Origin of the sequence: [Clostridium] symbiosum ATCC 14940 (genome assembly GCF_000466485.1) — a bacterium.
Lineage (GTDB): Bacteria > Bacillota > Clostridia > Lachnospirales > Lachnospiraceae > Otoolea > Otoolea symbiosa.
Window position 1 is genome coordinate 1 of sequence record NZ_KE992961.1, and the last position, 11,652, is coordinate 11,652.

The 11,652-nt window shown below is 47.7% G+C and carries 12 protein-coding genes; 8 read left to right on the top strand and 4 right to left on the bottom strand.

The window, feature by feature from the left end:
- Positions 1–20 precede the first annotated feature (20 nt).
- Positions 21–1,019: a uroporphyrinogen decarboxylase family protein gene (locus CLOSYM_RS15015; protein ID WP_003498104.1), complete on the bottom strand. Its 999-nt coding sequence runs from the start codon at positions 1,017–1,019 to the stop codon at positions 21–23.
- Positions 1,020–1,553: 534 nt separating this feature from the next.
- Here CLOSYM_RS15015 and CLOSYM_RS15020 point away from each other — a divergent pair.
- From CLOSYM_RS15020 to CLOSYM_RS15035, 4 genes are all read left to right on the top strand, one after another.
- Complete coding sequence (locus tag CLOSYM_RS15020; RefSeq protein ID WP_003498103.1) at positions 1,554–2,597, top strand: tripartite tricarboxylate transporter substrate binding protein; 1,044 nt, start codon at positions 1,554–1,556, stop codon at positions 2,595–2,597.
- A 96-nt stretch (positions 2,598–2,693) separates the two neighbouring features.
- Positions 2,694–3,164: a tripartite tricarboxylate transporter TctB family protein gene (locus tag CLOSYM_RS15025; protein WP_003498101.1), complete on the top strand. Its 471-nt coding sequence runs from the start codon at positions 2,694–2,696 to the stop codon at positions 3,162–3,164.
- Positions 3,165–3,179: 15 nt separating this feature from the next.
- On the top strand, positions 3,180–4,697 hold the full coding sequence (locus CLOSYM_RS15030) for a tripartite tricarboxylate transporter permease (RefSeq protein ID WP_003498098.1): 1,518 nt from the start codon (positions 3,180–3,182) through the stop codon (positions 4,695–4,697).
- Between the two features lie 131 nt (positions 4,698–4,828).
- Positions 4,829–5,008: a hypothetical protein gene (locus CLOSYM_RS15035; protein WP_024738709.1), complete on the top strand. Its 180-nt coding sequence runs from the start codon at positions 4,829–4,831 to the stop codon at positions 5,006–5,008.
- Between the two features lie 39 nt (positions 5,009–5,047).
- Here CLOSYM_RS15035 and CLOSYM_RS15040 read toward each other — a convergent pair whose 3' ends face one another.
- A complete protein-coding gene (locus CLOSYM_RS15040; RefSeq protein WP_021642753.1) occupies positions 5,048–5,539 on the bottom strand; it encodes a GNAT family N-acetyltransferase in 492 nt (163 codons plus the stop codon).
- A 159-nt stretch (positions 5,540–5,698) separates the two neighbouring features.
- On the opposite strand from CLOSYM_RS15040, the gene trxA reads away from it, so the two are divergent.
- A complete protein-coding gene (gene trxA / locus CLOSYM_RS15045) occupies positions 5,699–6,010 on the top strand; it encodes a thioredoxin (protein ID WP_003498087.1) in 312 nt (103 codons plus the stop codon).
- A gap of 128 nt (positions 6,011–6,138) precedes the next feature.
- Here trxA and CLOSYM_RS15050 read toward each other — a convergent pair whose 3' ends face one another.
- Together CLOSYM_RS15050 and CLOSYM_RS15055 are read right to left on the bottom strand one after the other, a co-directional pair.
- Positions 6,139–6,822, bottom strand: a complete 684-nt coding sequence (locus CLOSYM_RS15050; protein WP_003498085.1) for a Crp/Fnr family transcriptional regulator — start codon at positions 6,820–6,822, stop codon at positions 6,139–6,141.
- Between the two features lie 157 nt (positions 6,823–6,979).
- Entirely contained in the window at positions 6,980–8,215 is a 1,236-nt protein-coding gene (locus CLOSYM_RS15055; protein WP_021642754.1) for a 6-phosphofructokinase, read from the bottom strand.
- 179 nt (positions 8,216–8,394) lie between these two features.
- Between CLOSYM_RS15055 and CLOSYM_RS15060 the strand changes: the two genes are divergently transcribed.
- From CLOSYM_RS15060 to gltS, 3 genes are all read left to right on the top strand, one after another.
- On the top strand, positions 8,395–9,096 hold the full coding sequence (locus tag CLOSYM_RS15060) for a GntR family transcriptional regulator (protein WP_021642755.1): 702 nt from the start codon (positions 8,395–8,397) through the stop codon (positions 9,094–9,096).
- An 85-nt stretch (positions 9,097–9,181) separates the two neighbouring features.
- Entirely contained in the window at positions 9,182–10,150 is a 969-nt protein-coding gene (locus CLOSYM_RS15065) for an aminopeptidase (protein WP_003498080.1), read from the top strand.
- A gap of 33 nt (positions 10,151–10,183) precedes the next feature.
- Entirely contained in the window at positions 10,184–11,383 is a 1,200-nt protein-coding gene (gltS, locus tag CLOSYM_RS15070; protein ID WP_003498078.1) for a sodium/glutamate symporter, read from the top strand.
- Positions 11,384–11,652: the final 269 nt, after the last annotated feature.

An 11,652-nucleotide genomic window follows, 5' to 3' on the forward strand; every position in this document is an offset into this window, starting at 1 on the left:
CCGGACGCGTCCTCCCAACCTCAGTTAAATCTCCCTTCGATATATTCTTTTACTCTCTTTACATACGCGAGCATTTCGTCATCCAGCGGATAACGGATAACGCAGCCAGGAGTCAGGATCTGGTGAAGGCCCCTGAGCGTTTTAAAACTATCGTAAATCTGGTTCTGAATCTCATTCTTATGTCCGTTGGTGATATCCATACGCTTAAGGCCGCCCATCAGACATTTTCCCGTCATGAGGAAAGCCTCGTCCAGTTCCGGAAGAGTCTCACCGGCATGCCAGTTGAAAACGGAAACAGGATAATCTTTCAGGATGTCGAACATGATATTATTTCCGTGGGCATGAATTGTATTGAACCAGCCGTCTTTTGCCGCTTCCAGAACCTTTAAATCATATGGCTTGCCATATTCCAGATATTCCTCCGCAGTCATGGAGTCATAGGAACTCATCTGGGAAGCAAAAAATACGCCGTCGGCGCCAAGGCGGATGGCCTCTGCAGTCAGAGCCATAGTTGTTTCGGTAATAATATCCAGCGCCTTCTTTACAAGCTCGCCCTGGCCTTCCCTGATATGGGTCAGCATCGTCTTGCCGGAAATCTTGTCGGCCGTCGTTATGGGGCTGAATACGGTAAACAGAACAGGAACATCTTCTCCTTTTGTTTTTTCAAGCAGGAGCTTCAGGGAGGTCAGCTCCCTTGCGAGGCTGCCTTCTGTAATCGGACAGGGAGTCAGCTTCAGCCAGTCGGCTGCTTCCTTAACCGGAGTTTTGGTTACTTTGGCAACCCCTCCTTTGGCAATTTCCGAATAGTCAATCTCGCATCCGAAATCTTCAATTGGGTACATGCCGTTATTCATAGTCTTTATAAAATCCACATCATAAGTTTTGTAGAATTCATAAGTCTTTTCTGCCAGCAGGGCAGGGTCCAGGTCGATGCCCGGAAGATGGGTCCATAAGGAATAGGGTAATTTGTCCGGTTTAGTTCCTTTTACAGCTGCCTGGATTCGTTCACGCTTTGTCATAATTCAACCTCCAATGTTATATGTATGCATTTTTATTAATAGTCTGTAAATTCCTTTCGGTAATCCCAGTATAAAAAAGAGAGTGGCATAATGTCCAACAGGTTTTTTTATTATGATAACAGCTAAATGGCTGTGGAAATGATATATAAGTGTGAAAGAATTATTAATAATATAAATAATTCAGAAATTCCCTAATATTGGAAGAAGAATATCAATTATTTATCTTGTAATTAATATGGAAATTTGGTATTAAATTTAAGAAGCGTTCGAGGCATAGAAAAATGTGCTGTAGAAAAATGTCACATCCTGACTGCATGAAAGAACAACTACAACCTTTTGACTGTTGAGGTAAAGGGAAAAGCTGTTGGTAAATTTGGCCATGTTATTATATGATAATTTTAAAAATAAGACAAAATTGAACAAAAGAAATCAGGATTTAAATCGCGCCGGAATATAGCGGATATCGGCTACTTGCCCGGACGTGAGTTGAAATTATATTTATACATATATATATCAGAAAGGAAAGGGAAAATTATGAAGAAGACTACTACAAAATTACTGGCGCTTGCATTGGCAGCGGTTATGCCGCTTACATTGGCGGGATGTTCAGGAAGCCAGGGTACATCAGAGACAAAGGCAGAAGCACAAAAGGGCGGGGAGGCCGAAGCTCCGAAGAAAGCAAAAGGCGAGTGGCCGGCAGAGACAATCACACTTGTCTGCCCATTCTCAGCAGGCGGCGGTACCGATATCGGAGCGCGTAATATGGCGACGGCTCTCGGCAAGGAGCTGGGCGTAAATGTGGTTGTAGAGAACCAGACAGGTTCCGGCGGCTGGATTGCCTGGACCGATTTAATTACCGGCGACTATGACGACGGATATACGGTAGGACTTATTAATCATAACTATGCCATGGGAGAACTGGATCCGGACAACCCACGCCAGTACAATCTGGACGACGTGCAGCTTCTGGCTAACCAGGCAATCGACTACAATGTAATGGCGATCCGCAGCAATGACACACGTTTTACCGACTTGGACAGCTTTATCGAGTATGCAAAAGCAAATCCGGTTCTTGTTTCTGCCCAGGCGACCGGTATTACCGACGGCGATGCAACTACGGCAGAGTGGTTTAATAAGACCTTCGGAACTCAGATTACGGTAGTACCGGTAGACGGCGCTTCCGACAGCCGCGGTATGTTCCTGGCAGGTGATACGGACGTATTCTTTGCTTCCATTTCCGATGTACAGAGCGCATATCAGTCCGGTGAGATGAAAATTGCCTGTGTCTTCTCCGAAGAACGCAGTGATTTTATGCCGGACGTACCTACTGTAAAAGAGGCAACAGGCGAGGATTTCGTGGCATTCGCAGCACGCGGTTACTTCTATCCGACGAATGTGTCACCTGAGATTGCAGCTAAAATGACAGAGGCCATGTTAAAGGTGATGGAGGATCAGGAGTATGTCGACAATATGGCGGCACTGGGACTGAAGCTTGACAACACCTCCGGTGAAGCATTCAAAGAACTGCTTGAGAGTCAGGTAGATACCCGTAAGGAGATCTGGGGCTCTGCTGAATAATAGTGAATTAACTCTGCCTGCCGTCCCCCTCGTATGTGAGCGGGGCGGCAGGCAGCAACACTAAATGACCTGACAAAAGAAAGGGAGTCTGTCGATATGAGTAAGAAATTTCACAGAGATGTGTGGGTGGGCCTGGTTCTGCTGTTGTTTTGCGCCGCCGTGCTTGTTAATGCGGTGCAGATTTCGGGGCAGGCCGCTTATCTGCCGGTTGCACTGACCGTCCTCATGGCTGTCTGCGCAGTTTTCATTATATTAAAAGGGCTTCGCCTGACAAAAGAACAGATGGGGGAGTACAGTTATCCGCTGACTGTTAAAAATAGTAAATATGCATTCCTGTTTATGTTTTTTATCTTTATCTATTATCTTGGATTTCGATATATTACATATTGGATTGCAACCCCGATATTTATGCTTTTTACACAAAAGTATCTGAAACTGAAGTCATTCAAGATTAACCTGCTGATTACCGTGCTTTATACAATCCTCGCGTTTATCGTGTTTGTAGTTATTCTGCACCTTCCTATCTATAAAATAGGTATTTTGGGCCGGTTTTTCCGCTATCTGTAAGAGGAGGGAGATTAAATGTTAGAATATTTATCGATCGCGCTGACCTCATTCATGTCAATTGAAGTCATAATCGCATTAATTGTCGGCGTTGTAGGCGGTATGGTTATCGGAATTATCCCGGGTCTCGGGCCGTCCGTTGGTATTGCCCTTCTGCTCCCGATCTCCTTTTCCATGAGCCCGACAGCAGCTCTGGTTATGATGACAGCCATGTACACCACAGGCGTTTACGGCGGTTCAATCACCGCTGTTCTCTGTCACACTCCTGGTACGGCAGCTTCTGCCGCCACTACAATGGATGGTTATGAGATGACCAAACAGGGGCGCGGCATGGAAGCGATTTCCGTTGTTACGGTAGCGTCCGTTGTGGGCGGAATCATTGGAGGCATATGTCTGATTCTGTTTGCTCCTGCACTCGGAAAGATCAGCCTGATGTTCTCCACACTGGAATACTTCCTGGTAGCCTGCTTCGGCGTGCTTGTAGTAGCCGGCCTTACCGGTGAAAATCAGGCGAAAGGTATTTTTGCCGCTCTGTTTGGATTGCTGATTGGCTGTATTGGAATGGACTCCATCAGCGGTGTTTCAAGGTTTACTTTTGGACAGCTCTGGCTGGAGGACGGACTTGATTCGACTCCGATTCTGATTGGCCTGTTTTCCATCTCCCAGGTACTGATTCTGGTGGAGAAGCTGATGCGCGGTACGGGTTCCACGATTGTGGAGGATCCCAGCGCCGGTCTGAAGGGAAAACGCTGGAGCAAGGGTAACGGAAAGAAGCTGGCGCCGACAATGCTTAGAAGCTCGGTTATCGGTTCCTTTGTCGGCTTTATCCCGGCGGCCGGTGCATCAATCGCAGCCTGGATCAGCTACAGTATGGCAAAACGTACCTCTAAGAATCCGGAAGAATACGGCAAAGGCTCTATCGTTGGAATTGCAGCTTCCGAGTCGGCAAATAACGCGGCCTGCGGCGGCGCCATGATTCCGCTGTTCACACTGGGTATTCCGGGCAGCCCCGTTACCGCGATTCTTTACGGCGCGCTGCTGATGCACGGCCTTCAGCCGGGCAGTGACTTATTTATCGGCTCCAAAGCTCCGACAACCTATGCCATTTTCCTGGGTTACCTGTTTGCAAATATTTTGATGGGTATCATCGGAGTATCTATGGCAAAACATATGGCCCGAATCTGTCTGGTGCCAAACTCCGTGCTGGTTCCGATTATCGTGGCTCTTGCCAGCATCGGTACATATGCCCTGAGCAACAGCATGTACGAGGTGGTAATTATGCTCGTATTCGGACTTCTCGGCTATCTGATGAAGATTTACGGCTTTGAGCCGGCGCCTCTCGTACTGGGTGTTGTACTGGCTGATATTCTGGAGTCAAACTTCAGACGGACCCTGATAATCGCGGCGACGAAGGGCGGTCTGGTACCGTACTTCTTCTCCAGGCCTATCGCTATCGTTATTGTTGTTGTAATTCTTGTTTTTGCCCTGGTACCGGTAATCCGGAAAATGCAGGCTAAGAAAGCAGCGGCGAATTAATTTCTTATAAAATCGGAAAATCTCCCCGAGGTACCGGTCCTGTACGGTCTCCTGGGGAGATTTTTGATTCATTTAAAATAATTTTACATATAATTATAAAATCCGCGCATTCTAATGATGAGGTGATGAATATGATCGATAATCATGAACTTCCAATCGGCTTCACCATGGAACTGGCGCAGCATTCAGATATACTGAACCGTTTTGCGGCCCTGTCTCATGAAGAGCAGGAGCGTTATATCGACGGTTCCAGAGAGGTGGAGAGCAGACAGGAAATGAAGAATTACGTGGAAAATATGTTCCGCGGGTAACAGGCCGGATGCGCTGAATCAATGCTTGGCCGTTTACCGTTAACTATCAGTTTCTGCCATTTTTTTGAGGGAATTTCCGCTGAACCGGTAGGTTGTCCAATCTTCCATCGGCTCCGCACCCAGGGAAAGGTAGAAATCAATGCTTGGCCGGTTCCAGTCCAGGCAGCTCCATTCCAGACGGCCGCAGCCCCGTTCCACGGCTGTGGCCGCCAGTTTTTTCAGAATTGCTTTTCCATAGCCTTTTCCCCGATGTTCCGGGAGAATAAAGAGATCCTCGAGATAGATTCCGGCTCTTCCGAGGAAGGTAGAGAAGTTATGGAAGAAAAGGGCGAAACCGACGGGAATGCCGTTCTCCACGACAAACAGCACTTCGGCCTTTCCCTTGTCAAAAATCCATTCTTCCAGCAGTTCCTCGGTCGCAATGACGTTGCCGGCCATTTTTTCATATTCGGCCAGCGATTTGATAAAGGCCAGAATCAGTCCCGTATCCTTTCTCTGCGCGAAACGAAAGGACGGTTGCAAGTTATTCATTATCGGTACCTCCGTAAATAAAATTTAATCCTGCTTATGGTTTGTGACTTAGTCACAGAACAGCGGCATTTTTATATTTATAATACAATCATCGTAGTAATAAGTCCACAATAAGCTAACATAACGGTTTAATATTTAAGTGAAAGGAAATGATGAATTATGGCAAACGTAAAAGAACTCACAAAACAGAATTTTGATAAAGAAGTATTAAATGCAGAAGGGGGCAGTGTCCTCGTTGATTTCTGGGCTCCCTGGTGCGGTCCGTGCAGAATGCAGGGACCGGTAGTGGAAAAACTGGCGGAAGGCGGCTACAGCGTGGCGAAGGTCAACATCGATGAACAGCCTGAACTTGCGGAGCAGTACCGGGTAATGTCCATACCGACGCTGATTGTCTTTAAAAACGGCAAGGTAGAGGACCAGATGGTTGGCGTACAGTCCTATCAGACTCTGGAAAAGGCATTGCAGAAGTAGGATACGGGAATTGCAGAAAGCGGAATGTGTGTAATAGAATGAAGAAAGAGACAGGAGAATACTGCGGCGGCAGTTCCTGTCTCTTTTCTTTCTGCCGCCTTTTCCCCTGTCCGGTCTTTTGGTGAAAACTACCCTTCAGTTGAGATAATCTCGTAAAGCATTTTCTTATCCAGGATATTGATTGTACCTCTGGAAATTTCGATGCAACCGTCTTTGACGAGAAGCTTGAGGTTGCGGCTCACCGCCTCTCTGGCGCTTCCTATGGCTTTGGCAAGCTGTTCCTGGGTAAGAGCCAGCGTTGAGGAACGCTGGGCCACGGATTCGTCAATCAGGAAGACCGCGATCCTCTGCCGGAGATTCATAAAAAACATGCGCTCCACGGCAGAGATGACATCGGAGAAGCGCTCTGTCATCAGCCGGTAGGCAAAATTCTCAACATATATATTGTTCTTCATCAGCGACTGGAATACGGCGCTGGGAATCAGCAGCACATCGCAGTCCGTTTCCGCCTCAATTTGAACATCAAAGGTGATGGCGGAAAGGATGCAGGATGCTGACAGAATACAGATGCTGCCTTCCCTGAGTCTGAACATGGTGGTTTCTTTTCCGTCGTCGGACAGCAGGAATGTACGCAGTATGCCACGGCGGATAATCAGGGCGCCCAGACACTCATCCTCGCCTGAGTGTACGGACTGGCCCGCTTCGTAATGCAGCAAATGCAGTTTGTCGATTATCAGTCTTTTATCATCATCGGAGATGTGATTCCAGAATGACAGATTTTTTAAATATACATTAACATCGGTTGACGTCATACAAACACCTCTGAATTTAAAAAGTCAAAGACACAGGGGCCGCATGAACAGGCTCCTGTGCCTACCCGGAGAAGCGGTAATCTGCAAATCCCTGATTACTGCACAGCTCCGGTAACAATACTATTTTGTAACAGTTCAGACAGCATGTACCGTTACTCTATTTTTTCTTGTGATACAGATATCTCGGTATTCCGTCTACCATTACAGGGGAAACGTCTCCCTGGATTAATGGGCGGACATAGCTGATAAACTCTTCGGTCACATAAGTGCCGTTCTTGTTAATCCATTCTCTGGGAACGGTTTTTTCGACATTGGAAACCTTGTGTACATTACGCAGCTCCGTTGTACACTGATACGGATCATCGGAAATCCGCTTCAGGATAACCATCTCCCCGGTATCGCCCTCGTCAGCGGCCTTGACGGCGGCGCCTCCGACCTGGAAGGCTTCCAGGATATCGATTCTGGATGCCAGATGGGAAGCGGCCCTCTGGAGGGAGCTTAGCTCGATACTTCGTGTTTTGCAGCCGATTTCCTGGGAAAGACGGCGCGCCAGATAGTTGGCGGTTCCCGTCAGCTGCTTGTGGCCGAAAGCATCTACGAAATCCACTCCGTCGGTTAATTCGCAGACATACCGACCGTCTTCCAGACGGATCCCCTCGGAAACAGCGGCAATTACAAACGGTTTCTTCTCGAGCAGTTTCTTTACGCGTGAGAGGAAATCCTCGATGTCAAAGGCAACCTCAGGCAGATAGATAAGGTCCGGGCCTTCACAGTCCTCCCCGGCCGACAGAGCGGCCGCACCGGTCAGCCAACCCGCATTACGTCCCATAATCTCAACAATGGTAACAAGACCTTTGCTGTAAACGAGAGCGCTGCTGTCCTGGATGATTTCCTTGGTGGATGTGCCGATATATTTGGCGGCGCTGCCGTATCCCGGCGTGTGATCGGTGAGGGCGAGATCATTATCAATCGTTTTCGGGACTCCTACGAACTTAGTCGGATATCCTTTGATAATCGCATAGTCGGAAAGCTTTTTGATTGTATCCATAGAATCATTGCCGCCTATGTAAATAAAACACTCTATATTAAGTTTATCAAGAATTTCGAATATTTTTTCGTAGGACTCGATGCTTTCATGAATCTCCGGCAGTTTATAGCGGCAGGAGCCGAGATAGGCGGCCGGGGTCCTCTTTAACAGTTCTACGTCCAAATCGGTCTCAATATGCTCCGACAAATCAATATATTGTTCATTTAACAAGCCTTCAATGCCGTGCAGCATCCCATATACTTTTGGCGCCCCTCTGTCGATGGCAGTCCGGTATACACCGGCAAGACTGGAGTTAATGGCTGCGGTTGGTCCGCCTGACTGGCCGACAATTACATTACCTTTCATATGTTACCCCTCCAAACTTTCATGATAAAATTATTATATCAGTTTTATCATGGTACAACAAGAAAAAGTGACGGAATATTGCTTTTAGAGTCAAACTTCATTATAATAAAATAATACAAAAGTATTGACACGGAGAAGAAGATGCTATATTCTATAGAATATAGAAGGTCTTCCCGCGGATGGGAGAAATAATGCTGATTAACGAATTACCAACAGTGGGGAAAATGCCTTTGAGTGAAAAGGTATACAGAATACTTGTTCAGTCGATTGTGGATGGTGAACTTCCTCCAGGAACGAAACTTCAGGAGAAACATGTGGCCAAACAGATGGAGGTAAGCGCCACTCCGGTCAGAGAGGCTTTCAAGAAGCTGGCGGGAGATGGTTTTATTGAGATTGTACCTTATTGCGGGGCAATTGTGAAGGAACTCGACGAGGAGGAGATAAGGGAGGCCTATCAATGCAGGATAGCGCTCGAGAAGATGGCTCTTGAAGAGGCCATCGATCGTTTTGACGACAATGCCCTGAAGCAGCTCTTCGACATTATCGAGAAGGAAAAAGAAACTGAGGGGATTATGGAAGTTTCCAGAATCAATAAAAGTTTCCATGACGTAATTTATCTTACTGCCGACAATACGATGCTTTGCAGACTGCTCGACATGCTGAATACGGTTATTGCCCGGGATATGAAATATTCTGCCAGTGATGAAAAGCGGAGGAATGAGATTTACCATGAGCATGTTGCAATAGCGCAAGCTATAAGGGATCACCGGCTTGAGCAGGCGCAGCAGGCTATGGTGACGCATATCCGAAACGGCCAGAAATACATAGAGAGCTGCCGGTCGTCCCGGAACGAAGAAACACCTAGTCCAGATACACCATAAAAAAGAAGGAAACTTCTTTTTTTTACCCATATAAATTCTATAGAATATAGAAAATAGAATAAATACAATATAAGGAGGAATCAAAATGAAGAAGATTTTAATGTCAAGAGGTGCAGACAAAGTGGTCAGCACCTGTGTCAAGGTGCAGCCGGGAGAAGAGGTTGTCATTATCACGGAAGAATCTAAAATGAGAATCGCAGAGGCCGTGGCGGCAGCCGTATACCGGGTAGGGGCGCATCCTATTCTCACAATTATGGAACCAAGAGAACAGGACAGCCAGGAACCTCCAAGAACCATAGCGGCTGCCATGAAAACCAGCGACGCTTTCATTTCCATTGTCGGAAAATCCATTACCCATACGAACGCCGTCAAGGAGGCGACACAGAACGGTTCCAGAGGCGTTGTTCTGACCCAGTTCAGTGAAGATATGATGATTCACGGCGGCATTGAGTGCAATTTTGAGGAGGCAAAAGTGGTATGCAAGGCGATGGCAGCCGCTCTGGCCGGTTCCGGTGAAATTGTACTGACGACGGCAGCCGGGACAAACCTCAGATATTCGGCAGCCGGCAGAAGAGGAAATTCCCTCTACTGCATGGTTGAAAAAGGTGAATTTTCCACGATTCCCACCGTCGAGGCCAATGTGTCGCCGGTGGAGGGAACGGCTAATGGAGTGATAGTGGCGGATGCCAGCATTCCCTATATCGGAATCGGTGTTCTGGATGAACCGGTACGCCTTACTGTGGAGAACGGTTTCATAACTTCGATAGAGGGGGGAAAGCAGGCTGAAATGCTAAAAGCAGATTTGGCGGCTAAACAGGACCCAAATGTCTATAATATAGCTGAGATGGGCGTGGGGCTGAATCCTCAGTGCCGTTTTATGGGATTTATGCTGGAAGATGAAGGTGTGTATGGTTCGGCCCATATCGGAATCGGAACAAGCATCACGCTGGGGGGCGTTGTGAAGGCATCCTGCCACTATGATCTTATTATGAAAGATGCGACGATTGTGGCAGACGGAAAGACTTTGATGGAAGCGGGGAAAGCATTGGTATAATTTTCAGAAGGAGAAGGCAGGGAGGTAATAACTATGACAATTGAATTAAATGTATATCATACAATAGCAATAGCGATCGTTATTCTGATTGCCGGCGAGGCAATCCGCAACCGGGTTATGGTTCTTCAAAAATACTGTATACCGGTACCTGTAGTCGGCGGCCTGTTATGTACGGTTATAATCCTTATCGGGCATGAAACGGGAGCTTTCGAGATAAAATTTGATATGGCTTTCAAAGACTTCTTCATGCTGCTGTTTTATTCCGGAATTGGTTTTACAGCAAGCTGGAAGCTGCTGAAGAAGGGAGGGCCGCAAGTAATTATATTCCTGATTATTTCCTCTGTCGTGGTTGTATTCCAGAACCTGCTTGGAGTGGGGCTATCAAAGCTGATGGGGATTGATCCGCTCATAGGCCTTGCCACAGGCTCGATTCCCATGACAGGAGGCCACGGAACGTCGGCAGCATTCGCTCCCGTTTTAGAAGAGGCAGGACTTGCAAATGCCAACACAATTTCGCTGGCCGCCGCTACATTCGGCCTGGTTGCAGGCAGCCTGATCGGCGGGCCGACCGGACGTTTCCTGATCGAGCATTACCATTTAAAGAGTTCCGATGCGGCGGCTGTCTCCGTGAAGCTGGACGATAAAGAGCTGGGAAAAGCGTCGGGCGGCTCCAGTGAGCGGGCATTGACCGTAGGGGCATACCAGCTTCTGATTGCTGTTTCACTTGGATGTCTTGTCTCGGATTTACTGGCAAAAACAGGGCTGTCTTTTCCTGCATCGGTTGGGGGGATGACGGCTGCCGCCATTATAAGAAACATTGCAGACAATACGGACCGCCTGAAGCTGAGACTTCCGGAGATTTCCATTATAAGCAATATCTCGCTCCTAATCTTCCTGGCGCTTTCCATGATGACACTGAAGCTGTGGCAGCTTGCGGATCTGGCAGTCCCCATGCTTTTGCTCCTTCTGGCCCAGACCTTGCTGATGTTTGTCTGCGCGGTGTTTATTACATTTAAATTCATGGGTAAGACGTATGATGCTGCTATGATTGCAGTCGGCCACTGCGGTTTCGGGCTTGGTGCAGTTCCGACGGCAATGGCAAATATGCAGTCTGTGGAGGCAAAATACGGTCAATCCCCGGATGCGTTCTTTATTGTGCCGCTTGTAGGCAGCCTGTTTATCAATCTGGTTAATACTTTTGTTATTACGGGGTTTGTGAACTTTTTGAAATAAGATTTGATTGAGAATGGAGGACGCGTCCGGAACGGGCCATGTCCGGTGTGGTGAGGGGGATGGCTGAGTCTTCCGTCCCCGGTTGAAGGTGGTCGTGAGGGGGAATCCGGCCGGAATGAATTGCTGCGGGCCCTGGCGCAGCCACTACGTGTTTCCGGCAGGCTGATATCAAATCTTCCGCACTTTTTTGAAGGCGCATCGAAGGCATATCGTATGTTTCGTACATGGAAGCAAAGCGTGGCCGCGACAAGGTCCGCCCCCGCACTTAA

What these genes read in the sequence shown, in the direction of transcription:
- CLOSYM_RS15030 (WP_003498098.1), top strand. Translation starts at nt 3,180, where the DNA reads ATGTTAGAATATTTATCGATCGCGCTGACCTCATTCATGTCAATTGAA.
- trxA (WP_003498087.1), top strand. Translation starts at nt 5,699, where the DNA reads ATGGCAAACGTAAAAGAACTCACAAAACAGAATTTTGATAAAGAAGTA.
- CLOSYM_RS15055 (WP_021642754.1), bottom strand. Translation starts at nt 8,215, where the DNA reads ATGAAAGGTAATGTAATTGTCGGCCAGTCAGGCGGACCAACCGCAGCC.
- CLOSYM_RS15040 (WP_021642753.1), bottom strand. Translation starts at nt 5,539, where the DNA reads ATGAATAACTTGCAACCGTCCTTTCGTTTCGCGCAGAGAAAGGATACG.
- CLOSYM_RS15025 (WP_003498101.1), top strand. Translation starts at nt 2,694, where the DNA reads ATGAGTAAGAAATTTCACAGAGATGTGTGGGTGGGCCTGGTTCTGCTG.
- CLOSYM_RS15015 (WP_003498104.1), bottom strand. Translation starts at nt 1,019, where the DNA reads ATGACAAAGCGTGAACGAATCCAGGCAGCTGTAAAAGGAACTAAACCG.
- CLOSYM_RS15035 (WP_024738709.1), top strand. Translation starts at nt 4,829, where the DNA reads ATGATCGATAATCATGAACTTCCAATCGGCTTCACCATGGAACTGGCG.
- CLOSYM_RS15060 (WP_021642755.1), top strand. Translation starts at nt 8,395, where the DNA reads ATGGGAGAAATAATGCTGATTAACGAATTACCAACAGTGGGGAAAATG.
- CLOSYM_RS15065 (WP_003498080.1), top strand. Translation starts at nt 9,182, where the DNA reads ATGAAGAAGATTTTAATGTCAAGAGGTGCAGACAAAGTGGTCAGCACC.
- gltS (WP_003498078.1), top strand. Translation starts at nt 10,184, where the DNA reads ATGACAATTGAATTAAATGTATATCATACAATAGCAATAGCGATCGTT.
- CLOSYM_RS15020 (WP_003498103.1), top strand. Translation starts at nt 1,554, where the DNA reads ATGAAGAAGACTACTACAAAATTACTGGCGCTTGCATTGGCAGCGGTT.
- CLOSYM_RS15050 (WP_003498085.1), bottom strand. Translation starts at nt 6,822, where the DNA reads ATGACGTCAACCGATGTTAATGTATATTTAAAAAATCTGTCATTCTGG.